The 23,675-nt window shown below is 38.8% G+C and carries 23 protein-coding genes, 5 tRNA genes and 1 pseudogene; 10 read left to right on the top strand and 19 right to left on the bottom strand.

Annotated elements, in window-relative coordinates; genetic code table 11:
• Positions 1–13 precede the first annotated feature (13 nt).
• Together ACOZBY_RS05205 and ACOZBY_RS05200 are read right to left on the bottom strand one after the other, a co-directional pair.
• Positions 14–880 (bottom strand): ABC transporter permease, encoded by an 867-nt coding sequence (locus ACOZBY_RS05205; RefSeq protein ID WP_036164701.1) that lies wholly within the window; start codon positions 878–880, stop codon positions 14–16.
• Positions 881–882: 2 nt separating this feature from the next.
• Positions 883–1,845 (bottom strand): ABC transporter permease, encoded by a 963-nt coding sequence (locus ACOZBY_RS05200; RefSeq protein WP_099805801.1) that lies wholly within the window; start codon positions 1,843–1,845, stop codon positions 883–885.
• Between the two features lie 218 nt (positions 1,846–2,063).
• On the opposite strand from ACOZBY_RS05200, the gene ACOZBY_RS05195 reads away from it, so the two are divergent.
• From ACOZBY_RS05195 to ACOZBY_RS05180, 4 genes are all read left to right on the top strand, one after another.
• Positions 2,064–3,665, top strand: coding sequence for an ABC transporter substrate-binding protein (locus ACOZBY_RS05195; protein WP_036164704.1), 1,602 nt, complete (start codon positions 2,064–2,066; stop codon positions 3,663–3,665).
• A 63-nt stretch (positions 3,666–3,728) separates the two neighbouring features.
• The gene (locus ACOZBY_RS05190; protein WP_031416451.1) at positions 3,729–4,799 is read left to right on the top strand and encodes an amidohydrolase family protein; all 1,071 of its coding nucleotides are present in this window, start codon (positions 3,729–3,731) and stop codon (positions 4,797–4,799) included.
• On the top strand, positions 4,796–5,971 hold the full coding sequence (locus ACOZBY_RS05185) for an amidohydrolase (protein WP_422761684.1): 1,176 nt from the start codon (positions 4,796–4,798) through the stop codon (positions 5,969–5,971). Before ACOZBY_RS05190 ends, ACOZBY_RS05185 begins: the two co-directional genes overlap by 4 nt.
• Positions 5,944–6,615, top strand: coding sequence for an AroM family protein (locus tag ACOZBY_RS05180; protein WP_422761682.1), 672 nt, complete (start codon positions 5,944–5,946; stop codon positions 6,613–6,615). The genes ACOZBY_RS05185 and ACOZBY_RS05180 overlap by 28 nt, the downstream gene beginning before the upstream one ends.
• Positions 6,616–6,695: 80 nt before the next feature.
• Here ACOZBY_RS05180 and ACOZBY_RS05175 read toward each other — a convergent pair whose 3' ends face one another.
• Positions 6,696–7,013: a hypothetical protein gene (locus ACOZBY_RS05175; protein WP_012295756.1), complete on the bottom strand. Its 318-nt coding sequence runs from the start codon at positions 7,011–7,013 to the stop codon at positions 6,696–6,698.
• A gap of 134 nt (positions 7,014–7,147) precedes the next feature.
• On the opposite strand from ACOZBY_RS05175, the gene ytzI reads away from it, so the two are divergent.
• From ytzI to ACOZBY_RS05155, 4 genes are all read left to right on the top strand, one after another.
• The gene (ytzI, locus tag ACOZBY_RS05170) at positions 7,148–7,297 is read left to right on the top strand and encodes a YtzI protein (RefSeq protein WP_012295757.1); all 150 of its coding nucleotides are present in this window, start codon (positions 7,148–7,150) and stop codon (positions 7,295–7,297) included.
• 51 nt (positions 7,298–7,348) lie between these two features.
• Positions 7,349–7,510, top strand: a complete 162-nt coding sequence (locus tag ACOZBY_RS05165) for a hypothetical protein (protein WP_171821096.1) — start codon at positions 7,349–7,351, stop codon at positions 7,508–7,510.
• Positions 7,507–7,740: a membrane protein insertion efficiency factor YidD gene (gene yidD / locus ACOZBY_RS05160; protein ID WP_008180348.1), complete on the top strand. Its 234-nt coding sequence runs from the start codon at positions 7,507–7,509 to the stop codon at positions 7,738–7,740. Before ACOZBY_RS05165 ends, yidD begins: the two co-directional genes overlap by 4 nt.
• 108 nt (positions 7,741–7,848) lie before the next feature.
• Positions 7,849–8,874: a metal ABC transporter solute-binding protein, Zn/Mn family gene (locus ACOZBY_RS05155; protein ID WP_031416453.1), complete on the top strand. Its 1,026-nt coding sequence runs from the start codon at positions 7,849–7,851 to the stop codon at positions 8,872–8,874.
• Here the strand turns inward: ACOZBY_RS05155 and ACOZBY_RS05150 are convergent.
• The 6 genes from ACOZBY_RS05150 to ACOZBY_RS05125 all read right to left on the bottom strand — a co-directional run bounded on the left by ACOZBY_RS05150 (position 8,819) and on the right by ACOZBY_RS05125 (position 16,551).
• Positions 8,819–10,042, bottom strand: a complete 1,224-nt coding sequence (locus ACOZBY_RS05150; protein WP_051563301.1) for a transglutaminase domain-containing protein — start codon at positions 10,040–10,042, stop codon at positions 8,819–8,821. The two genes, ACOZBY_RS05155 and ACOZBY_RS05150, sit on opposite strands and share 56 nt — an antisense overlap.
• A 141-nt stretch (positions 10,043–10,183) precedes the next feature.
• Entirely contained in the window at positions 10,184–11,608 is a 1,425-nt protein-coding gene (locus tag ACOZBY_RS05145) for an o-succinylbenzoate--CoA ligase (RefSeq protein ID WP_099805796.1), read from the bottom strand.
• A 161-nt stretch (positions 11,609–11,769) separates the two neighbouring features.
• Positions 11,770–12,588, bottom strand: a complete 819-nt coding sequence (gene menB, locus ACOZBY_RS05140; protein WP_008180343.1) for a 1,4-dihydroxy-2-naphthoyl-CoA synthase — start codon at positions 12,586–12,588, stop codon at positions 11,770–11,772.
• A 63-nt stretch (positions 12,589–12,651) separates the two neighbouring features.
• Positions 12,652–13,461, bottom strand: a complete 810-nt coding sequence (menH, locus tag ACOZBY_RS05135) for a 2-succinyl-6-hydroxy-2,4-cyclohexadiene-1-carboxylate synthase (protein WP_012295763.1) — start codon at positions 13,459–13,461, stop codon at positions 12,652–12,654.
• Positions 13,458–15,173, bottom strand: a complete 1,716-nt coding sequence (gene menD / locus ACOZBY_RS05130; protein ID WP_012295764.1) for a 2-succinyl-5-enolpyruvyl-6-hydroxy-3-cyclohexene-1-carboxylic-acid synthase — start codon at positions 15,171–15,173, stop codon at positions 13,458–13,460. Before menD ends, menH begins: the two co-directional genes overlap by 4 nt.
• Positions 15,166–16,551 (bottom strand): isochorismate synthase, encoded by a 1,386-nt coding sequence (locus ACOZBY_RS05125; protein ID WP_031416459.1) that lies wholly within the window; start codon positions 16,549–16,551, stop codon positions 15,166–15,168. Before ACOZBY_RS05125 ends, menD begins: the two co-directional genes overlap by 8 nt.
• 248 nt (positions 16,552–16,799) lie before the next feature.
• On the opposite strand from ACOZBY_RS05125, the gene ACOZBY_RS05120 reads away from it, so the two are divergent.
• Positions 16,800–17,717: a 1,4-dihydroxy-2-naphthoate polyprenyltransferase gene (locus ACOZBY_RS05120; protein WP_012295768.1), complete on the top strand. Its 918-nt coding sequence runs from the start codon at positions 16,800–16,802 to the stop codon at positions 17,715–17,717.
• A gap of 14 nt (positions 17,718–17,731) precedes the next feature.
• Here ACOZBY_RS05120 and ACOZBY_RS05115 read toward each other — a convergent pair whose 3' ends face one another.
• The 3 genes from ACOZBY_RS05115 to ACOZBY_RS05105 form a co-directional block, all read right to left on the bottom strand.
• Positions 17,732–18,661 carry a dipeptidase gene (locus tag ACOZBY_RS05115; protein WP_031416461.1) on the bottom strand — a complete coding sequence of 310 codons (930 nt, stop codon included), beginning with the start codon at positions 18,659–18,661 and terminating at the stop codon, positions 17,732–17,734.
• Positions 18,662–18,706: 45 nt separating this feature from the next.
• On the bottom strand, positions 18,707–19,159 hold the full coding sequence (locus ACOZBY_RS05110) for a TraR/DksA C4-type zinc finger protein (RefSeq protein ID WP_012295770.1): 453 nt from the start codon (positions 19,157–19,159) through the stop codon (positions 18,707–18,709).
• An 85-nt stretch (positions 19,160–19,244) separates the two neighbouring features.
• On the bottom strand, positions 19,245–20,006 hold the full coding sequence (locus ACOZBY_RS05105) for a MerR family transcriptional regulator (RefSeq protein WP_099805795.1): 762 nt from the start codon (positions 20,004–20,006) through the stop codon (positions 19,245–19,247).
• A 179-nt stretch (positions 20,007–20,185) separates the two neighbouring features.
• Between ACOZBY_RS05105 and ACOZBY_RS05100 the strand changes: the two genes are divergently transcribed.
• Entirely contained in the window at positions 20,186–21,499 is a 1,314-nt protein-coding gene (locus ACOZBY_RS05100) for a trypsin-like peptidase domain-containing protein (protein ID WP_422761675.1), read from the top strand.
• Positions 21,500–21,563: 64 nt separating this feature from the next.
• Here ACOZBY_RS05100 and ACOZBY_RS05095 read toward each other — a convergent pair whose 3' ends face one another.
• The 7 genes and pseudogenes from ACOZBY_RS05095 to ACOZBY_RS05065 all read right to left on the bottom strand — a co-directional run bounded on the left by ACOZBY_RS05095 (position 21,564) and on the right by ACOZBY_RS05065 (position 23,629).
• A complete protein-coding gene (locus ACOZBY_RS05095) occupies positions 21,564–22,772 on the bottom strand; it encodes a diaminopropionate ammonia-lyase (protein ID WP_012295773.1) in 1,209 nt (402 codons plus the stop codon).
• A 129-nt stretch (positions 22,773–22,901) separates the two neighbouring features.
• Positions 22,902–23,170, bottom strand: a pseudogene (locus ACOZBY_RS05090) (iron siderophore-binding protein); the annotation flags it as partial.
• Between the two features lie 53 nt (positions 23,171–23,223).
• Positions 23,224–23,295: transfer RNA gene (locus ACOZBY_RS05085), tRNA-Glu, on the bottom strand.
• A gap of 2 nt (positions 23,296–23,297) precedes the next feature.
• Positions 23,298–23,388, bottom strand: a tRNA-Ser gene (locus tag ACOZBY_RS05080).
• A gap of 8 nt (positions 23,389–23,396) precedes the next feature.
• A tRNA-Asn gene (locus ACOZBY_RS05075) sits at positions 23,397–23,473 on the bottom strand.
• 4 nt (positions 23,474–23,477) lie between these two features.
• Positions 23,478–23,554: transfer RNA gene (locus ACOZBY_RS05070), tRNA-Ile, on the bottom strand.
• Between the two features lies 1 nt (position 23,555).
• Positions 23,556–23,629, bottom strand: a tRNA-Gly gene (locus ACOZBY_RS05065).
• Between the last annotated feature and the right edge of the window lie 46 nt (positions 23,630–23,675).

Genomic DNA, 23,675 nt, shown 5'->3' with positions numbered 1-23,675 from the left:
CCACCCCCTTTCATTAAACTTTCATTTTCGGATCTAATGCATCACGTAATCCATCCCCTAAAAGGTTTATTCCAAGGACTGTTAATAAAATACAGATACCTGAGAATGTCGCCATTTGAGGATTTAATACTAAAAAGTCTTTACCATCCTTTAAAATGCTCCCCCATGAAGCTGTTGGAGGTTGTACCCCTAACCCTAAAAAGCTAAGCGCAGCCTCCGAAATAATAGCTCCTGCTGTACTCATCGTTCCATAGACAATCAATGGAGCTAAACAGTTGGGTAGTATATGACTAAAAATAATTCGTGAATGTGTAGCCCCTAAGGAATGCGTCACCTCAATAAACTCTTCTTCTTTAACACTTAAAACCTGACCACGAACAAGCCTAGCAAACCCTGGGATATTGGCTATACCAATGGCGACAATAACATTGACAAGCCCTTGTCCTAATACCGTCATAAGTGTAATAGCTAATAAAATGAATGGAAAGGCGAAAAGGCCATCCATCGTACGCATAATAATAGAGTCACTACGACCCCCAAAATATCCCGCCACAAGACCAAGTAATGTACCAAACACAGCACCAAATAACACTGCTGCAATCCCAACAATCATAGATATTCGAGTTCCATAAACTAAACGACTAAACAAATCTCGACCATAGTTATCAGTTCCAAGCCAATGTCCTTCGGTATTCATGGGTAGAAATGATTTACCAACAGTCATTTCATTTGGTGGGTGGGTTGCAATTAACGGAGCGAAGATAGCAACAATGGCCATCAAGGATACAATCACTAACCCAATTGTTGCTAATTTATTTTTAAGCAACTTTCGCAACAATGTATTTCTTTTTCTAGTTTCATTGACAACTGCTTGAGTCATTGTTATTTCTTCCCTCCATTCGATTCAAGATTGACCTTTGGATTCACAACCTTATACAGCACATCAACAATCAAATTAATTAGTACAAAAATAAAGGCAATGAAAATAACTGTACCTTGTACAACGACAAAGTCACGTTTATCTATTGCATCTACAATCAGTCGACCCATCCCAGGCCAGCTAAAAATTGTTTCTGTTAAAACGGCACCACCTAGTAAATTAGAAATTTGCATACCTAGTACTGTTAAGATTGGCGTTAAAGCATTTTTAAAGGCATGCTTACCAATAACCAAATATTCTTTAATACCTTTAGAACGTGCTGTTTTAATATAATCTTGTGAAATGACCTCTAACATACTCGAACGTGTAATACGCGCGAATGTGGCCATCGGAATTGTTGCTAAAGCAAAGGCAGGCAAAATTAAATGCTTCAAATAAGGCCAGAAACCTTCACTCATATTCCCCATCCCAGTCGCAGGGAACCAGCCAAGATTGACACTAAAGAATAAAACAAGCATGATCCCCAACCAAAAAATTGGCATGGATACTCCTACTAGTGACACAAGCATGACAACATAATCAATTATTGTATTTTGTTTTCTAGCTGCCAATATACCTGCTGGGATTCCTATTACAACAGCTATTAATAAGGCTGCTAGTGCCAGTACAACTGTATTTGGGAATCTTTCGATAATAAGCCCCAAAACAGACTCGCTATAAGAATAGGAATAGCCCAAATTCAGCCGAGCTAAATCACCTACATATGATATAAATTGTGAAGGCATTGACTTATTCAACCCCAGCTCTTCCCTTAAATTCTCTATATCTTCCACACTAGCCTGGGGACCAAGCATGACAGAAGCTGGGTCACCTGGAATCATTCGCGTAATAATAAATACGATGATACCAACTACTAACAGTGTGGGAATAAGGTTTACTAACCTTCTTAAAATAAATGAACCCATCCTACAAAGACCTCCTTTTCATTATTAGAATCAGTGGTTCATATTGTGAATAACTAAATACTACACCTAGCGACAATTGTTTGTAAATATATTTTTTCTGAATTTTTTTAATTTTATATTTACTTCCTGTTTACAAATGTGCTACTTTTATTTCGAACCTACTATTTTTTTGAATCAACGGTTCATATTGTGAAACAAAATAAAGGAGGCTAGCACGGATGAAGAAAATAAACGTAAAAAAATCTTTCCTACTTTTCTTTTTAACTTTAATGATTGCTGTTTTAGCTGCTTGTGGTGGGAATACAGAAAAAAATAATTCATCAGATGGAAAAGATGGAGAAGTTACTTCTGGAGGCTCATTAAATGTTGGTCTTTCAGCGAATGCCAAAACGTTTGACCCAATCAAATATACTGGGGTTTATGAATCACAGGTTATGCGTCAAATGGGTGATACTTTAGTTGTTTATAACAAAGATCTGTCAGATATCATTCCATCTTTAGCAACGGAATGGAAAGTATCAGATGATATGTTAGTCTATACCTTCAAATTACGTGAAGGTGTAAAATTCCAAAAGGGGCAATACCAAGATGGTCGTGAGATGACAGCTGAAGACGTGAAATATTCATTAGAACGTTCCGCTAAAGAATCAGCTATGAATCGCCTTAGTGGTGTGACAGAGGTTAAGGTACTGTCTAATTATGAAGTAGAGATTCACTTAGCTACTCCTAATGCTGCCCTACTTGCTATGCTAACAGATGCTGGTAATATGATTATTCCAAAAGAAGAGATTGAGGGCTGGGGCGATAAATTTTCTGAGCATTTCGTCGGTACTGGTCCATTCCAGTTAACAGAATGGAAAAAAGACCAAGAAGTAAAACTGGTACGCCATGAAAATTACTGGGGAGACAAGCCACATCTCGACCATTTAACAATGAAATTTATCTCTGATCAAAATATGATGACCAATGCATTACGTTCAGGTGATATTGATATTGCGATGGACGTAAAAGGCCAAAACCGAGAAATTATCAATCAAGATAGTAATCTTGAGCTCTTAACAAATCCTGGATTATCCATTGTTTATCTGGATCTTAACAATAAGGTAGGTCCAACTGCCGATAAACGTGTACGTGAAGCCATTTATATGGCAACAAATGTTGAGGAAATCATTTCTGGTGTTAACCAATGGGGTGGCGGTGATGTCTCTTATTTACCATTACCTCCAGGCTCTTGGGGCTATGATAAATCCTTAGTCGATATGGTACCGAAATATAACCCTGAAGAAGCTAAAAAATTATTAGCAGATGCGGGCTATGCTGATGGCTTTAAAACTGAGATTTACGTATCAGAGGCGCGTGTCCCTTATGCAACGATTTTCCAAAGTCAGTTGAAGAAAAATTTAAATATAGATGTTGAAATTAAAGTACTGGAATGGGGTACTTACAGTGATACAGTTGCAAAAGGAAATGCTCCAATGAATATTGGTGGTTGGACTTGGTATCCAGATCCATATTTCTTCCTCTATCAATTATTCCACACAAATCAAATCGGAGCGTTGGGTAATGGTAAAGGCTACAGCAATCCAGAGGTTGATAAATTATTAGAGCGCGCTGTATCCGAAACAGTCGTACAAGAAGAGCGAGCAAAATTATACCAAGAGGCATTAAAACTTATACTAACGGATGTTCCTCGTATCGAATTAGAAGCAACTCAAACTGTTGCAGGCGTAAATAAAAATGTACATGGCTTTGAGGTTTCTGCTGATAACTCTGTTCAAATTGTGCATCCAAACGGCACAAACGTATCCATTTCAAAATAACTTAACTAGAAAAGTGGAGATTCTTGTCTCCGCTTTTCTCTTCATAAGGAGAGATTTGATCCGATGACTCGATACATCAATGGGCTTGTATTTAACTCTGACACTCGTAGCTTTGATAAACAGTCGTTCCAAGTGCAAGGGGAATATTTCAAACCAGCAACACATACTGCAGAAAATGAAATAAATTTAGATGGCTATTATATTACGCCTGGCCTAATCGATAGTTGTTCACAAATTGGTTTAGCTGAAATTGGGATTCGTTGGGAAGGTGATGATAGCTATGAATTTGATTCACACTTACAATATTCTGTTATTGATGGCATTTACCCGTTTGATGTAGCCTTTCAAAAGTCTGTCTCACATGGGGTTACAGCATCTCATATTGTTCCCTCCGCTAAAAGCTTAATTGGGGCCAAAACGGCAATCATTCATCATACACATACAACTGTAGATGATATGGTTATTGTAAAAGATGTCGCTTATTCCTTTTCTATTGGACACCAGGCAAAAAGTACATTTTTTGCTGAAAAGAGAAAGCCACTGACTCGCATGGGTATCGCTAAAATCTTAAGGGACACACTCCAACAAATTCAACAGCAGGAGCCCTCCATCCATAAGATTGTTGTGCGGGCGCATAAAGCTGTCGATATTGAACTAATTCATCGACTACAACAAGAATTTACTAACGATTTTGACTTTCATATTATTCATGGCACGGAAATTCCTCTTCTTAAGGAGACAGGTTTCCATACCGTTATTGCTGGCCCGACATTCCGTTATATTGAGCATAATGAGATGCTGGAGCTGTCACCAAAGCTTTATCCTCAGCTATTCACTCAAACAATACCATTTGTTTTTTGTACAGATCACCCTGTTAGTAGCACATCCCATCTAACATTAGAAGGGTGTTTAGCTGTTCGAGAAGGTATGTCCCGCTCGGATGTTCTCTATACATTAACAACAGGAGCTGCTAATTTCCTTGGCATTGACGATAAAATAGGGGCTATTCGTGATGGCCTTTATGCTGATTTTGTGATATGGGATAAGCATCCATTAAATTTAGATGCACAGGTTATCGCAACTTTTATTAAAGGGAAAAAAGTTTATGCAACGGAAGAAGGTATGTCAAAATGATAATTTATCATCATGCAACGTTTCTCACAGTTAATGAACAAAATGATGTTTTTGAACAGCTATGGGTTGAAGATGGACGCATTGTTTATGTAGGGCCAGCCAAAGATATCCCCCCTCATGCGCACTTAATCGATCTACAGGGAGCATATGTCACACCAGGATTAATAGATATCCATGCACATGTTGGAACATGGGCTGAAGTAACCGAAGATATTAATGATGCTAATGAATATAGCGAGCCTTTTACACCGCTTATGCATGCTTTAGACAGTGTTGATATTCGCCATTTCTCCTTCCAGCATGCACTTGCAGGTGGTGTGACAACTGTACAAACTGGTCCGGGAAGTGCCAATGTTATTGGTGGCATTTGGAGTATCCTGAAAACAGCGGGTCCTACCCTTGCTTCTCGCGTCTTAGTAGAACGAAGTGGATTAAAAGGGGCATTAGGGGAAAACCCAAAGAACGTCTTTGGTATTCAATATAAACGAAAGCCAATGACCCGTATGGCGATTGCTCAGCTACTACGTGATGGCTTCCAACGAGCTAGCCTGCTGAATGAACAGGAACAAGCTGAAAAAGTACAACAAAATTCTGAATTACGTCCATTTATTGAGGTACTCCGTGGTGAAATGCCGCTTCGTCTTCACTGCCATAGAGCAGATGATATAATGACCGCTATACGAATTGCCAAGGAATTTAATGTGAAGCTCCATTTAGAGCATTGTACAGAAGGCTATCTGATAGTTGATGCAGTAAAAAATAGTGGATACCATGCAACGCTTGGTCCCTATATGTTAACCCCATCTAAATATGAAACACGTCATTCTACACCAGCGATTGCTGCCATATTTAAAGAGCATAATATTCCTTTTGCTATCATGACGGATCATCCCTTTGTACCGATTCAGTACTTAAAGTATTGTGCCTCTGAAGCAATACGTTATGGATTAGATGAACAAACAGCCTTAAAAAGCATTACTATACATGCAGCTAAGATCGTACAGCTTGATCATCGAATTGGTAGTCTTGAGAAAGGTAAGGATGCTGATTTTGTTGTTTGGTCACACCCTATTTTTGAAACCGAAGCGAAGGTCCTACAAACTTATGTAAACGGAGAAAAATATTTCGAAGCGGAGGAAGCACCATGGAAAACTCAAAAATTGCCATTGTAACTATCGGTCAAGCCCCTCGCAAGGATATGGCGGAGAATATTCAGCAATTAAGACATGGGGGTCTACATGTTCATGAATTTGGTGTCCTTGATTCGCTTTCACCATCTGAAATCGCTGCCCTTTCTCCCTCACAGGAAGAAACTGATGTTTTAGTGACTCTCCTGGCAAATAGTCAGCAGGTACGGTTAAGTAAAGCGAAGCTCATGCCCTATATTCAGCAATGCCTTCATGATCTCCAAGACTTTACTTGGATTTTGCTAATGTGTACAGGCGATTTTGCCAATAAACTATCCGTTAAAAATCTTTTGCTTCCGGATAGAATGATGACTAACTTAGTGAAGGGTCTTCATACGGAATTAGCAATTGGTTTAATAGGTCCGGAGCCTGAGCAACAAATAACGGTTGCAGAAAAATGGCAAAAAGCTCATTTTGATGTGAACTACTCTGCAAGTTCACCCTACCGCTTTAATGCACATGATTTATTAGCAAAGGCACAGCAATTAGAATCCGATGGCGCTGATCTGCTCATTCTTGATTGTATGGGCTATTCCACACCTATGAAAAATATGATTAAACATCAGCTAAATATACCTGTAATCGTCCCACGTGAAGCTGTTTTTACTATATTAAAGGCAATATGTTAATACCCTCTACTGAGGTGATTGATTTTCACTGAGAGTGGCGACACTCAAAGTGAAAATCAACCTAAGCTGAAATTTCCCCGTTAGACACGCTTGTTAAAATAAGGTAACTGCTCTACAAACGCCTTGGTTTCCTCATCTCCATACTCATGAACTAGTGCATAAATTTTCATCAATCTTAAATCGATTTCATCATTTTCTCTATCTAAATGATATTGAATGTACGGTAACTGAGCACGCCATGCATTGGAGATCTCCAACAACTGCATTTGCTGAAAAATTTTCTCAAAAACATCTAATGCTTGTCGATCCACATTGAGTTCAAAATTCCAAGGTCCTGCATAAGGATTGGTATAATAGGTTCTATTGGCAAGTGAAAAATATACACGTTGACGATCCATCTTTACGATTCACTCCTTTTCCCATAGTATGGAGAGAAAGGTGTTGTTTTATTCCCTGGAATGTCAAACTTCCTTCACAATTAAAATGTCCATATAACTTATAATAAGTATGATGAACAAAGAACGGAGTGAGTATGATGAGTTTAACTACGCTCTTAATCGTCGCAATCATCATCGTTATTATTATCACTATTGCGACAGTTATCAGTGTCAACCGTGCCTATGCCTTTAAACATACCGTTGATGAAAAACCGAAACAAAGCTATCATCAAAAGGAAAACTAGTAGGTCATTCATGATTTATAAATTTTATTAATTGAATTTGGAGTGAAAGCAATGGGTGTGCCATTACCAATTATCGTTATGATTGCTATGATGATGTTAATGTTTGGTCTTTCTGTCATTTTCATTATCAAGAAAAAAAATCATATCTTTACGCAAACAATTGATGCAAAGCCAGAGCAAATTACATCGCAACAAGAGGAAGAACAACGATGAAGTATCCCTTTATTTGGCTCATTAAGTTTTACAGAAAATACATTTCACCTATGACGCCACCTACTTGTCGTTTTCATCCCACATGTTCTTCTTATGGCCTCGAAGCTTTTCAAAAGCATGGGGCGCTAAAAGGATTTATTTTAACCATCACACGTATATCCAAATGCCATCCATTTCATCCTGGTGGCTTTGATCCAGTGCCAGAAAAATGGCCTTCGAAAAAGAATTAATTTTCGGAGGTCATTTTTTCTTGTACTTTTTGAAGTTGTGCGTTATTATAATAACTGTTCTAAAAAATAAATCGTAATGGTTACTATTTAAGAAAGGGATTATATTATATGAAAAAAGTTTATGTATTATTGCTAGTCACAGTTCTTGCCCTGTTTACCGCTGCTTGCGGAGACCAATCATCAACTTCCCAAAAGTCTTCTAATGAGACGGATAAATTAACAATTTATACAACTGTTTATCCTTTAAGCTATTTTGCACAGCGTATTGGGGGTGACTTTGTGGATGTCTCTTCTATTTATCCGGCTGGTGCTAATGAACATACCTTTGAACCAACACAAAAGGATATGATGAAATTAGCAGATGCCAATATCTTTTTCTATATTGGCTTAGGGCTTGAGGGCTTTGTTGAAAATGCTAAAAAGACTTTAGCCAATGAAGATGTCACAATGGTGGCAACTGCTGATAAAGTTTCAGATGAAAAATTAGCTATTAGCACAGGCCATGTTCATGCTGAAGATGATCATCATGAACATGATCATGCTGCAACCGAGGAAGATCACGATCATGCAGAAGAAGAACATGGACATGACGACCATGAGCATGGCGATATCGATCCTCATGTTTGGCTATCTCCAACAATTAGTGAAGATTTAGCACTTGCTATTAAAAATGCATTAGTAGAAAAAATGCCTGCTCAAGAAGCTACTTTTACTCAAAATTACGAAGCATTGGTAAAAGAGTTACAGGATTTAGATCAGGAATTTAAAGTAATGGCTGATCAAGCACAAAATAAAACATTTTTTGTATCTCATGCAGCATTCGGCTATATTGCAGGTCAATATGGGCTAACACAAATACCTATTGCTGGCTTAAATTCTCAAAATGAACCTTCACAAAAAGAACTAACAATGATTGTTGATAAAGCCAATGAATTGCATATTCACCATATTTTATTTGAACAAAATGTTTCCTCTAAATTAGCAGAGGTTATTCAAAAAGAAGTCGGTGCGAAATCACTTGTATTGCATAATTTAAGTGTATTAACGACAGACGATGAAAAAAATAAAGAAACTTACTTCACATTGATGAAGAAAAATATTCAAACTTTAGATAAGGCTTTAAGCAATCAATAATTGAAAGAAGGAGGTGCCCCGAAAATGGATGGGACACCTCCTTTATTATGACGTATTTTTCTTGCGGCATTCGTTTTTCTGTTCGCTCAATAGACAAGAACCGCTTATTTGTTTTGGGCACATGGAAATCTTTTGAATGAGGCACTAGGAAAGCCACCATACTTTCTACTAAAATCGTTGCCCATTCATTAAAGTCAAACGGAACTATAGTGTTTGAATCATTTTGATTTTGTGAGACAAGTTTTGTAGGCATCTCCATGAATGGTTTGATAGCCAGCCTATTTTCACCCATTATAGACATCCCCTTATTTGGGTTGAAACCTTCATGCAAAGGGGTTGTTACACTTTGTCTTTTAGTTACTTCCTGCAAGTCTGAATAGTTTTCGCTTGTTGCAGCCGGGAAGCTTGCATAATCCCAGGTATGGTCCTGTGATAATTGCCGATCCGACACTAGGAAATATTGATAACGTACTTCCCCTTTCCGATCAGGTAACGGATCATCCCATGTCACATCGATGTGATACCAATTATGATCAACTTTCACTAATACCCAGGCATGAAGCTGTTCGCCCACTTTTCCAGGGACATATTGCACCTCAAAACCCAGCAATTCTAGCATTCGATAAAGCACTAATGCATATGCCTGGCAGACTCCCTTATTTTCCGTCAGTAGCGTGTAAGGGGAATATTGACTTCCTTCCGTTTCCTTGGAATATTCCGCAGTTAGAACAATAAAATCATGTGCAGCCTGTAATTTTTGTAGGTCACTTAATCCTTGCATAGGTGCAATAATATCCGTCAATGTTTGCTCGACAAATGCTTCTTCACTTGGTGAAAGATGATAGGTAAACGTAAAAGCAATCGCAATTTTATGGTTATAACCATCATACTTCCATTTAAAGCTAGAAATATTAGTATAAATATAAGAGTTTTGAATCGCACCTTTCGTAATGTCTGTTAGTTCATCTTTAATATCAGATATGTCACCAGTATAGTAAATAGAGAATTCCGTTGATAGCTGCATAACTTCTTTATTAATGAGAGATTGTAGTGTTTGAATTGAATGAGCAGTTGCTACATCATCTTTTTCATAGTTTGCAAAAACTTGCACATGACTCATTTGTAGAACAAATAATATAATGACAGCATTATATATATATTTCCTCATATGAGTCATTCTCCTTTACTAAATAGTTTATGCCTCTCTTTTTTTATTATGTTAATGAATGATTAATTTCATGCTAAAAGTTCAATAATTTACAAAATAAAAAGAAGCCTAGCGTTCAATGGGCTTCTTTTTACATTTATTTTATTGTAGTAATTTACGTCTAAGCAGCTTATTAGCTCCGTTTCGTGGAAGACTGTTTGTAATAATAATTTCTTTTGGCAATTTATATTTAGCCAGCTTTTGTCGACAGAAGGCTTGTAATTGTTCGACTGATGCTTGTTTATTTAACACAACAAAGGCAACTGGTACTTGTCCCCATTGCTTATCATCGGCACCACATACGCCCGCCTCCTTAACAGCTGGATGCATAAGCAGAACATTCTCTATTTCTGCGGGATATATATTTTCTCCACCAGAAATTATCAAATCTGCTCTGCGATCTATGACAAATAAATAGCCTTCTTCATCTAGATAACCAATATCTCCGGTATGCAACCAGCCATCTCGCGTGGCGCTTTTTTGTGCAAAACGGCCGATATATCCAGGTGTAACATGGGGCCCTCTAATGCAAATTTCTCCTTCTCCTTGTGCGTTTGGCTCTACAATTTTGATTTGATTAAAAAATAAAGGCTTCCCGGCAGAGCCAATTTTCCGTATCGCATCCTCACTTGCTAATGTAGCTGTTTGTGAGGAGGTTTCTGTCATACCATACGTTTGAGCTACAGCCAAGTTTAACGTATGTGCTCTCGCTAAGTAATCAGCTGGCACCGGTCCTCCACCAGCAAGCATTAATTTAAAACGCGAGGAAGCTTTAGCGTTGTGTTGCTCCAACGTATGTAAGATTCTTTCCAACGTCACAGCTACAACTGACATATGTGTTACTTCACCCTTCATAATATGATGCGTAATAGCGTCTACATCAAAATGATCATATAAATAGACTTGATTGCCATATAACAGCGAACGCACTAATATCGAAAATCCACTAATATGGAATAATGGTACAGCACAAAGCCAAACATCATCAGTCTGTAGACCAATATTTAAAACCGAGGCCGTTGCACTAGCCTGATGGTTGCCTACCGTTTGACGGACGCCCTTTGGAAAGCCTGTTGTCCCAGATGTATACATAATCGTTGTTGTTTGTTCCAAAGGCCATTCCTTTGTTATATCGAATGCACCTTCCTCAACCTTTTCAATCGCTGAAAATAAATAATGAGCCATATTTGCAGGCAACTTATTTACATCCTCATCTGCAATCAATACGGCAACTGCCTCAGAGTCCGCCATTTGGTAACTAAGTTCATCCTGTGACAACCTACGATTTAGCATAACCATCTCACATTGCAGATGCATACAAGCGTACATGGTAATTACAAGCTCAGGTTTACTTGGACCCATGATGGCAATCCGATCTCCCTGCTGTATACCTAGTCCTACTAATTGGCGGGCACGCTTGATAGATAAATCATTCAACTCTTGAAAAGTCCAACTTTGTTCTTTATAAGTTAATGCCTTACGTAACGGTGTTAAATAGGCTCGCTGTATAATCCAATTCGGATACATATTTGTCACTCCAATCACCCTACATCTTAACGCTTTACCTTATCGCTTGTCTATTCATGTTACATTTGCTTTTAAACGTTAGTATTTTGCTTCTATCCTCTTTCCCAGGCATACAAAAAAGCTCGTATCCAAAAAGATACGAGCCTTACACCCTAACTAAATCAAGGGAATCTTGGGAATTGGCCAAAGTCTGGTTGACGTTTTTCTTTGAAAGCGTCGCGACCTTCTTTTGCTTCATCTGTTGTGTAGTAAAGAAGAGTAGCGTCACCAGCCATTTGTTGAAGACCTGCTAAGCCATCTGTATCTGCGTTCATCGCTGCTTTTAAGAAGCGCAATGCAGTTGGTGACATTTGTAGCATTTCTTCACACCATTGAACAGTTTCATCTTCTAATTGGTCATAAGGAACCACTGTATTAACTAAGCCCATATCAAGTGCTTGCTGTGCATCGTATTGACGGCAAAGGTACCAAATTTCACGAGCTTTTTTATGTCCAATAATACGAGCAAGATAGCCTGAGCCGTAACCAGCATCAAATGAACCTACTTTTGGACCTGTTTGTCCAAAGCGAGCGTTGTCAGCAGCAATAGTTAAATCACAAACAACATGTAATACGTGTCCTCCACCAATTGCATAGCCTGCAACCATTGCCACGACAGGTTTTGGGATTACACGGATTAAACGTTGTAAATCAAGAACGTTTAGACGTGGGATTTCATCGTCTCCTACATAGCCACCATGTCCGCGAACTTTTTGATCTCCGCCTGAGCAGAAGGCATGTTCACCTTCACCTGTTAAAATAATTACACCGATATTTTTATCATCGCGTGCACGTGAAAATGCATCAATCATTTCCATAACCGTTTTTGGGCGGAATGCATTACGCACTTCTGGACGATTAATCGTAATTTTTGCGATTCCGTTATAGAACTCATACTTAATATCTTCATAAGTATGTAATGAAGTCCATTGACGTGTCATTGAATTGCCTCCTATATTGTAAATTCGTCTCGTTATTATCGAGGCGCTAACGTAAAAATAATATTACGTTATATACTCCTCTACTATTGTAGCAAACTCAGCGGGATTTTCCACATGAATTGCATGTCCAGCATCAATTACTGTCATATGCCTAACAGTTTTTAATAGCGCTTTCATTTCTAGTGCAATTTTACAAAATTTCTCATCTAATGAACCTGTAATTAGTAGCACAGGTATTTCAAGCTGGTCCAAGAGATGCCAATTGGAAGGTTGGGTTCCTGTTCCGATACCTTTTAAGCTCCCTGATAAACCTTCTTCCTTTTGTGAAAGTCTTTCAGCCCGAATGGCCTTTTGCACAGTTTCAGAAAGATGACGCTGTGATGCAAAAAGCGGTATATTCTCCCATGCATTCACAAAAGAGACTAATCCATTGGTGATGATTTTTTGTGCCAATATGTCATCTCGCTCCCTACGTTCACGTCGTTCCTCTACTGTTCGTAAACCAGGAGAAGCACTTTCTAAAATGAGCTTTTGAATCCGATTTGGAAACGTAATGGCATAAGATAATGCAATTCTTCCCCCCATTGAATAGCCCAGCAATGTAAATTTCTCAATATGGAGCTGACAAAACAGTTCCTCTAAGTCCTGTAATTGTTCCTCCATTGAAAAACGCTTAATTTGCTCTGGAGTAGCTGTTTGCCCATGCCCAATTAAATCTATGGCAATAACCCGGACATTCGGTAGTGCTTGTGCTAGATTGTGCCATGTAGCCGTACTCCCTGTAAATCCATGCAAAGCAACTAATGTATGGATACCGTTTTCATTCCATATATCCACATTGGTTTCAAGTCCTCGGATTACTAAGCTCGTCATGCTTTTAGCTCCGCGTTAATACGATTCCATAGCTCTCGATGAGCCTGAACGTTTTCCGCTCTATCTGTAAATATTTCAACTAAGCGTAAAGGACGTTTTTTGACTGATGAAAACTTCCCTGATAATTCAGCTATTGTATCTACACGTACATAATCCATATTATACATATGGGCAATATCTTGGAATTCAAGTGCAGTCGGTGTGCCAAACAGATCCTCATAATGAGCTTCTACTGTTGATTGTGGTAAATAAGAAAAAATTCCTCCACCATCATTATTCATTACAAGAATAGTTAAGTTACATTCTTGGTATCTAGTAGCAATCAGCCCATTTACATCATGTAGAAAAGCTAAATCACCAATCAATAAATAAGTTTCTCGGTCATTTCCTTGACTGAAGCCTAATGCTGTTGATACTACGCCATCAATCCCATTCGTTCCGCGATTCGCAAAGAAACGGATATCCTTTGGTGTTGCTAATAAAAATGTATCAATATCACGCACTGGCATACTACTGCTAACGAATATATCGCTACCATCAGGAATCATTTTCAGTAAACGACTGACCATCGCTCCCTCATCTTTTTCTATTTCCGAATACTGTTCAATATAGGTAGAAGCCAACTGATTAGCTTTTTGCCATTCGGCTAAGTATGATTCCTCAAATGCTGTGTTAGTAAGGGTTAGATGTGTTAACCATTGATCGATATTTGCATGAATAAAATGTGTAGATACGCCCGTAGCATCTCTAAACATAGGATCTTCATCAATAATTACATAAGCACTAGGCTGTGTTTTTGTAATAAATTGCATAATGAATTTTGAAACGGGCTGTGCCCCTATTCGTAAAACTGTATCTGGCTGAACAAGTGCCTTAAAATCCTCACTCTTCATAATGGCATCATAGGTAGTCACGAGATATGGTAAGCAATCCTCTGGTACAGCTGCACGCATATTTGACAAGCTTTCCACTATGACTGGCCATTTCAACTGACGCACAAATTCCCAGAGAAATGCTAGATCCGTACCAAGAGCTAATTCTCCAACAATCATAAAGCCTTTTCTAGTCGAATTTAAAATAGAGGAAAGTTCCTGCATAGCAGAGGTTGTAGGGATTAATTGTCCCATACTGCTATGTTTAAATGTCATGGTTGGCAATTCATCCTGTAAATCAATTAATAAAGGCTCTCGGAATGGAACATTCAAATGCACTGGCCCAAAAGGTGCACTTGTTGCAATTGCCACTGCCCGCGCTATATGACGTTCGATAAAAGGCAATGTGGGAGCAGCACCATCTGCTAATGGAAAATCAACACTCCATTTCACATGTGAACCATATAGATGAGGCTGATTAATGGTCTGTGGTGCGCCTACCTCACGTAATTCATGTGGTCGATCAGCCGTAATGATAATCAGTGGCACACGGGCATAGCTAGCCTCAACAATTGCTGGAAAGTAGTTTGCTGCCGCTGTACCAGACGTACATAAGAGGACAACAGGCTTAGCAGTAGCTTTCGCAAGCCCTAAAGCAAAGAAAGCAGCTGAGCGCTCATCTACTTGACGATACATTTTTATTTGTTTTGTAGAAGCGACGGCGTAGGCAAGAGGTGTTGAACGCGAGCCTGGGCTAACAACAACATTTTCTACTCCTACTTGTACTAATGACGCAACCATTTTATATACATAATCTGTTAAATTTTTTCGTTCACTCATGTAATTGTCCCCCTAGCGCACGAAGCATTGGACGGAATTTCACTAATGTTTCATCATATTCAGATTGTGGCTCTGAATCCGCTACAATACCACCACCAGCATATAAATAAGCTTTATCGTGAAGCAATGCCGCTGACCGTATCGCGACTGCAAATTCACCGTTTCCCTCTGCATCCAACCAGCCGATTGGCGCAGCATACAAGCCTCGATTCATCGGTTCATACTTACGTATAGCTGCCAACGCTTCCATACGTGGTACACCACCTAATGCTGGGGTGGGATGTAAAGTTTTAGTGAGTTGTAATATTGTAGCATCCTTATTTAGTTGTCCTTCAATAGGTGTATATAAATGCTGAATATCTCGTATTTTTAATAGACGAGGACTTTCAGGAAGGTTTATATCCACACAATTTTTTCGGAATGTGTCTGCTATCATATCGACAACATATTGGTGTTCTCCTCCGTTTTTTGGATCGTGTAACAAGCTTTGTCCATAAGCTTCATCTTCTTCTGCTGTTTTTCCTCGCTTAATTGAACCGGCAACACATGAAGAAAAGGCTCGACCATCCTCCACTTTTACAAGACGCTCAGGCGATGCTCCGAAGAACAAAAGATGTTCATGCTCTAAGCCGAACAAATAACTTTCTGGTTGTTCATGGATAATTTGTGATAACACTTGTGGAGCAGTTACTTGCTCTTTAAATTGCAGTGCAAGTGATCGTGCAATAACAACCTTATCCGCTTTCTTTTGCTTAATTAAAGCTGTCACTTGGTCTATAGAAGCTAAATAAGGCTCTTTATAAGGCTCAAAGTAGCTTGATATTTCAGGCTTTGAATACGTTTTCACTTCTTTAACCTGTGCTGCATGAACTAAATAATCTCGCTCTTTTCTTAATGCCTCAAACTGAGCCTCACCATCCTGATCCTGTGTCAGAAGATGAATACTCACATATGCCTTTTCATCCCGTATAACAAGCTGAAATGTTGCTAATGCAAAATAAGCCTCTGGAAAACCCGTCCATTCCCCAGCAACATTATTCTGTGGATCAAATGTAAAGCCCCCGAACAAAATAGGTTGGAGCTCACGTTGTCCTTTCAGACAATTTTTCGTTAAATTTTTCCATTCAGCTTCTACAGCATCAAAACGTTCATTTTTTTTATTATTTTGAATGGTATGGGCATGTCCTAGCCCAACTAAAGTCATTGTTTTTTCTCTATTTTGCCAATAAAATCGTTCACCTTTATAGCACTCTTCACCTGCTGTATAAAACGCTAATGCAGACAGGTGACTCACTTCCATTGTTTCCATATAAAAATGAAGGCTTTGGCCCAAAGAGTCCACTTCTACTTCTGTGGCTTGGTACCACTTCTGTTGCATGAAAATTACCTCCGTTGTTGCAATGTACATAATCAATGATGGCGAAATTACATCATTTTGGGGGCTGGCAACCGTGTCATTCGTACTGTTGCTATTCACCCTATTTTTATTTTCAGTTCATAAATGCATGTTCTATTGTATCACTTTTTTTCATTTTACAGTATGTAATAAGCTGTGAACCTACCCATTTTCTCAATCTTCGTTTAAAATAAGAAGAGTCGACAACATTTGAAGGAGAGAAAGACCTTATGACCAAAGTCATTGAAGCTGATAGGGGTATTAAAGTTTGGTGGCATTTAACACGTCCACATACTTTAACCGCTTCATTTGTTCCAGTATTCCTAGGAACAGCAATTGCACTAGCAATTGAAAAAGAAACAATTGATTTTGGACTATTTTTTGCTATGCTCATTGCAAGTATGCTTATTCAAGCAGCAACGAATATGTTCAATGAATATTATGATTACAAATTAGGATTAGATAACGAGCATTCTGTCGGAATTGGCGGTACGATTGTCCGTCATGGTGTACAACCAAAAACGATCATGATGATTGCGCTAAGCTTCTATGCTATTGCCATGCTACTTGGCATTTACATATGTGCCTCAACATCTTGGTGGCTAGCTGCTGTTGGACTAGTTTGTATGCTAATTGGTTTCTTATATACAGGTGGTCCATACCCAATAGCCTATTCACCTTTTGGCGAAATAGTTTCTGGGGCAGTAATGGGAATGGGAATCGTTTTGATTGCTTTCTATATTCAAACGCTTACAGTAACACTTGATGCCGTTTTACTTTCCGTTCCAAGTATGATTTTAGTTGGTGCTATTATGCTATCCAATAATATTCGTGATATTGTTGGCGATACAGAAGGTGGACGCAAAACACTGGCTATTTTAGTAGGACGTGATAATGCAATCTCCGTGCTATCAGGATTTTTTATTGTATCCTACCTATGGGTAATCGCCCTTGTTGCAATTGATGGCATTACTTTTTGGGCTTTGATTATTTTCTTAAGTATTCCTAAACCATTACGTGCCATTCAAATATTCAGAGATAAAAAAGAAGCCAAAGAAGTGATGCCTGCGATGAAATATACAGCGCAAACGAATACAATCTTCGGCTTCCTATTAGGAATTGGTTTATTAATTGATTATTTCTTTTAAAAAGTGCGGCAGCCTTAACGGGTTGCTGCTTTTTTTACATAGCGTTTGAAATTCTGACTAGCGATTCCTTGTACTTCTTCTGCTGAAAAGCGAGTTCGTAATGCCTCTAATAAATTTTGAGCCTCTCCCGCATGAGCTAATCCTTTTACGGTCACACCTATGCCATCAAAATCTGATCCTAACCCTATATGCTCCACACCTACTAAGTGGGCTAAATGCTCCACATGATCAACCAATTGTTCCAGCGTTGCATCTTGTTCACTAATAAAGAGTGGAAAATAAACAACATGGATATGCCCTCCATGTTTTACAAGAGCCTTCGCTTGTGCATCTGTTAAATTACGAGGATGATCACATAATGCTCGTGCATTACTATGACTAGCAATAATATGCTTCGCTAATGGCAACACATCCCAAAAACTTTGTTCGTTTAGATGGGAGACGTCAATTATTATATCACGGTCATTTAATACTTGAATGACTTCTTTACCAAATGGCTTCAATCCAAGACTTGCCTCTTGCTCAGCTCCATGGGCAACAGCATTTTCTTCATTCCACGTTAAACCTACTAATTTGACGCCTGCATCAAGTACAGCAGTTAGCTTTGTTAAATCTTCGCCAATAGCACCACAGCCTTCTAAGCTTAAGATAGCTCCTATTTCATGGGGAGCTAATAGCTCTAACTGTGCCCAATCTGTAATATGCACCATGCCCTCTGTTTGTAAAACATGAGTATGAAATGCTTCCATTTGACGTATGACTTCAAGAAATTGCTGATTTTGCGGGATTTCAGGGTCAATAAAGATGGCGAATACCTGTGCTTTTATTTGCCCTAATTGCAGTCTTTTATGATTGACATGCATACGTACATCCTCTGCAAAACTTGCCGCTTCAAGCGTTGTTAATTTCAACAGTGCATCACAATGTAAATCAATAATGTTCATCTTCTCACCTCTACAGCTATTATACTGCTTTGGTAAGGAAAATACTTACTGACTTTTGTCCTGTGGTGTATCAGAAGAGCCAAATTCTTCAAGCTCAATAAAATCATCCGATCTTGGTGTTGAAGAGAGCACATCCTCTTCCACTGGTCGTAAATTATCCTCTTTCTTTTCCGCATGTTCGACACATGTCAAAGCCTGCGGCATAGCCTCTAAACGTCCAATTGGAATCTCTTTACCACAGACAGCACATTTGCCATATGTTCCGTCTACCATTGCTTGAAGAGCTTCTTTTATTTCCTCTGCATTGTCACCACGATGCTCGTCAATAGCCATTTCTGTGAGCTGATCCGTTAAATCACTGGCATTATCAGCAGGATGATTATCATAATTAGATAGCTCTGTCGCTTGGGGACGCTCTGATTCATCTATTCGCTTTTCGATTTCTTGTAATTCTTGCTCTAATTGCCTTTTTAATTTTTTCATAACTTGTTGATCCAAAAAAATCTCCTCCTTATGCTTTCATTTTTTCCTAATTTATTATTTCTAAAACATCAGCATAAGGAAGGTTTATTTATTTATATTTTTATTTATTCGTATACGCTACGATTGCATCATGTAAATACTGCGCAGCTCCCACTACACTACGCTCGTCGTAATAAGCGGTGAACCGTTCATCCGCAATATACATTTGAGCGAGTCCTACATGTGCCTCTTTAGAATATTCTTTCCATGTAAAGCTCAGCCATCGTTTATGGAGCTCCGCAACTTCCATCGCAACTTCATTTGTTGCGTCTCCCACCCCTATTGCTTCTGTTAAACGCTCAAACATTTGCTGCTCCAATTGCTGCATTGCCTGAAACTGTTCCTCTGTCATATTCATAAGCTTAGCATTCGAAGCATCTACGGTTTTGTCTCCATATTTGGCACGGATTTCTTGACCATACTTATTTTCGTTATCCTCAACTAACTTTTCTTTAAATCCATTAAATTTTTCTTCATTTGACATAGGTTTTTCCCCCTCAATTGATAGTATCGTTTTTTCTACCGTCTGTAAGATCGTCTCAAGCTGTTCTTTTCGTTTAAGCAGAGCAGCTCTATGTGACTTTAGCGCCTTGAAATGTTGAAAATGAGGAGCTTGAATAATATCCTGAATAGTTGCTAGCTTCATATCCAACGCTCGGTAAAATAAAATCTGCTGTAGCAGATCAACTTCCGCTTGACCGTAAAATCGATAACCTGCCTCATTGGTTCTTGCTGGCTTCAGTAGTCCAATTTCATCGTAATAGCGCAGACTTCTCGTACTTACCCCAGACAATTGGGCAAGCTCTTGAATTGTATATTCCATGTTTTCACCTCCATTAATGCTACTGTAAACTTTGACGCAACGTTAAGGTCAATAGGCAAATTAAAATTATTTCCCCCTCCCTAAAATCATCCTCTCCATTCATACAATTCCATAACTACCTATAAATCTATAATTTTTAACCGATAAAAATAGTAAATATTTCACAGGAGGGTAATAGGATGAAATGTCCGAATTGTCAGCATGAAAATCTAAATGACAGTAAATTTTGCTTAGGTTGTGGTACTAAATTGACTAATTCATCATCAAAACAAGGTGTCCCAGCATGGGCCATTATTGTATTGTCCGTCTGTTTCATTGCAATTGGTGGGCTAGGCTATGCGTACTGGGACTTTTTCTCAAATAAAAATTCAGCCACTTACTCAGAAATAAACGGCAATCAGAATTTAGAGACACAGATACAACAAGTTTCCTCTGAGGAACTGACGAAAAAGCAAGAGGCTCATGCACAGCAGGTTGATCGCGTTACTCTTATAAAGGAAATTCAGCAAAAGGTATTCACCATCCTAACGAACAATGCGCAAGGTTCAGGCTTCCTCTATAAAAAAGGAGGGTATGTTATTACTAATGCGCATGTTGTGCAAGGTGCAGTCGAAGTAATGGTTCGTAACTCTGTGGGTCAAGAATCACCTGGTACTGTAGTCGGTATATCTAATCGTTATGATATAGCTTTAATACATGTTCCTAACTATCAAGACAAACCCCCATTAGGAATTGAAACAACAGAATCACCTATTGGCTTAGAGGTCATTGCTTTCGGAAGTCCACAAGGCTTTGAAAATTCAGCTTCCATTGGCTATATAACAGGTAATAAACGTGATATGAAACTTGAAAATTTTATATACAAACAAATATATCAGGTCGATGCTCAAATTGATAAAGGTAGTAGTGGGGGGCCATTGGTGGATGTTAATACAGGAAATGTAATTGGCATTAACTCACTACTTTACACAACCGAAACAAGTACACACTTCGCCTTCTCTATCCCTCTTTACAGTATGGTAGATCAATTTGATGGTTGGATTGCTCAGCCTCTTTCTGCAAATGAGGTTCTTTCTGTTGCTAATCTATACGAAAATAATCAACAACCTGTTAGTAAATCAGATATTACTAATGAAACGGACAATTTGTTAGCAGGTCAATTCGTACAAGCATTCCGCCTATACTATGAAATGGCTCTTAATGAGGGGGATTTTTATTGGATTGCCGATATGCTTGCGCCTAGTAGTTCTGCTTATAAAGAACTAGAAAAATATATTAATGAGATTGCGTATCAAGGCAACTACTTCTATTTTACAAACAATGAAGTACTTGATGTACAATATTCGAACGGCCAATACTATGTGGATATGAATGAAACCTTTGATTTCTATGATGCCCAAGGTAATTATCAATTTTACGATCGGTATAAGACGTATACTGTGATCACAGATGAATACGGTGCTTATAAAATTGCCACTATTAAAATTCACTAATATCATCTTTTTTTACAATGAAAGCCATCGAGAGTGAACTTCTCGATGGCTTTCGTCTAAATTACTATTGATATTTTCCATGCCACACTATTTGTCGATAATTTTCTTTATCCGTGTCACCCTCTGTATTAATTAATAATACTCTCGAAGCGCTATTTAACTGTAACGTATCTTTTAATTGTCTATAACGATTATTTGTCATGATTTCATAAAAACAACCAAATGGAGCTGCTCCCGATTCTCCTGCTACAATGCGTGTATCTGTGTTCAATGGATTACCAAGGATACGCATTCCTGTTGCTGCTACTTCTTCCCCGCAACTAATGCTTACTTTCGTATAGGCATTTAACAGTTGCCATGCCTGAGGATTCGGTTCGCCGCACGCAAGCCCTGCCATTATCGTTTGCATGTCGCCACCAACAGTTATAAATTCATTGGTTCCTGCTTTAAAGCTTTCATAATAACAATTAGCTACATGTGGCTCTACTAAAACAATAGTAATTTCATGCTCATAGTATTGTCTTAAAAAGGCAACGACTGCTGCTGCAAAAGACCCTACTCCGGCTTGTAAAAACACATGGGTTGGAGCTTGTTCTATCTCTTCAACAACCTCTTGTATTAGAGTTGTATAGCCCTGCATAATCCATAATGGGATTTCCTCATAGCCATCCCACATTGTATCCTGAATTAAAACCCAACCATGTTCTTTAGCAAGGTGTGAAGTATAACGAACCGTATCATCATAATTCATTGCCGTAATTTCAGCATGGGCTCCCTCATTTATAATGTTTTGTAATCGTTCCTTGGCGCTACCAGCAGGCATATAGATTCGTGCTTGAAAACCTAGCTCTCGAGCTGCCCAAGCTACCCCACGACCATGGTTCCCATCTGTTGTTGAAATAAAGGTTAACTCTCCCAACTGATCTTTTATTTTGGATGACTTTAATTGTTCAAATGAAAGATCTTCAATATCTTTATTGAGCAGATTGGCAACATATTGTGCGATAGCATAAACGCCTCCTAGTACTTTAAAGGCATTCAAACCAAATCGAAACGATTCATCTTTTATCCAGATTTTTTCTACATCTAAATAAGAAGCTAATGATGCTAAATGATGGAGTGGTGTCTTTTCAAACTTCTCATATGTACGTTGGAATTGACTAACTTTCTTTACTTGTTCAAGTGTAAAATTCGAAAGTAAGGCTGTTATTTGTCCGTCATTATCTTGGCCTACATCATGTTGATTAGGAATCCATTTTAATTTTTCTCTCATATCTCTCCCCCTCTCTCCACATCTTAGTCTATCTCTCTAAAAAATACAAAATGCTCTTACTATCTAACGTAGGAAATAAAAAAACTATACACTCACCTTATTTCCATGAATGTATAGCTTATCCATTAATTATTTCGCAAAGATTTCTTCTACTTGATCTAGCATAATAGCAGCAGCTAAAATTCCTCCAGCTGTACTCCAAATGACATCATCTACTTTATGTGCATTGCCTTTTTGTACAGCAGAAAGGTTTTTCCAAAGAGGATCTCTGTCCACTCTTGTTCAGTTGCTAATGCTGAATCATCACCTATTGGCATGTATGTGAAGAAGAAAATAACATTCCCATCCATTTGGGGGATTACTTCTTTCCCTACCTCTACTGCTAAGTTTTCTAGCTTTTCAGTTCATAAAAAAAGTGCAGTAGATGTAAATTCATCTACTGCACTTAGTATGACCCGTACGGGATTCGAACCCGTGTTACCGCCGTGAAAGGGCGGTGTCTTAACCACTTGACCAACGGGCCGATGGCGGAGAAGGAGGGATTTGAACCCTCGCGCCGGTTACCCGACCTACACCCTTAGCAGGGGCGCCTCTTCAGCCTCTTGAGTACTTCCCCATAAAAAATGGCTCCGAAGGCAGGACTCGAACCTGCGACAACCTGATTAACAGTCAGGTGCTACTACCAACTGAGCTACTTCGGAATATTGGTGGGCCTAAATGGACTCGAACCATCGACCTCACGCTTATCAGGCGTGCGCTCTAACCAGCTGAGCTATAGGCCCTTGGAGCGGGTGATGGGAATCGAACCCACGACATCAGCTTGGAAGGCTGAGGTTTTACCATTAAACTACACCCGCATAAATGGTGGGTCAGGACGGAATCGAACCGCCGACACTTAGAGCT

The organism is Lysinibacillus sp. NPDC056220, from assembly GCF_049315265.1.
GTDB lineage: Bacteria > Bacillota > Bacilli > Bacillales_A > Planococcaceae > Lysinibacillus > Lysinibacillus pinottii.
The sequence above is the reverse complement of the archived record's forward strand: the minus strand, read 5'-3'. Positions and strand labels throughout refer to the sequence as shown.